Below are 591 nucleotides of genomic sequence, written 5' to 3' on the forward strand. Positions count from 1 at the left end.
CGTTCCGCTCGGCCGTACGGAAGGTCATTCCGCTGCGCCTCGGCCGCGGCACTCAAGTCGGGCGCGGACGTCTCGGTCACCGTGCGCTTGGACGCCAAGGTCAAGACCGCGATCTCCTCGATCCCGAGGACGCCTGGACCACGATGGAGTACACCGACGCCGTCTACGACGAACAGACCAGTCGTTTCTCCCGCTCGATGTCACATCCGCGGCCCGGCCGGTGTCTCCATGGCATGACGGCCTACCAACCCGTCGTTACAGCCACCGACACAGGAGGAGACATGGAGCACACGACTCGCATCCCCCCGGCCGAGATCACCGGCGTCAAGGGAGCGCTGATCAAGCGGATGATCGAGAAGAAACTGGGCAAGGTGCCGACGGCGGTGGGCGTCTACTGGCACAACCCCAAGGTGCTGTTCGCCAGCTTCGGCCTCGGCGGCAAGCTGCAGAAGTGGGACGCCTGTGACGAGGGCCTGAAGTCGTTCGCCCACATGGCGGTCGCGTCGCTAGTCGGCTGCACGTGGTGCCTGGACTTCAACTACTTCGAGACCCGCAACAAGGGGCTCGACGTGGAGAAGGCGCGCGAGATCC

Annotated in this window: 1 protein-coding gene and 1 pseudogene; both read left to right on the forward strand. The window is 65.1% G+C overall.

Annotation, left to right across the window (positions count from 1 at the left end; genetic code table 11):
• A pseudogene (locus SLP03_RS31825) lies at positions 1–221 on the forward strand (hypothetical protein); the annotation flags it as partial.
• Positions 222–281: 60 nt separating this feature from the next.
• A partial coding sequence (locus SLP03_RS31455; RefSeq protein ID WP_319464268.1) for a hypothetical protein occupies positions 282–591 on the forward strand: 310 nt, incomplete at its 3' end.

Origin of the sequence: Micromonospora sp. RTP1Z1 (assembly GCF_033804685.1) — a bacterium.
Taxonomy (GTDB): domain Bacteria; phylum Actinomycetota; class Actinomycetes; order Mycobacteriales; family Micromonosporaceae; genus Micromonospora.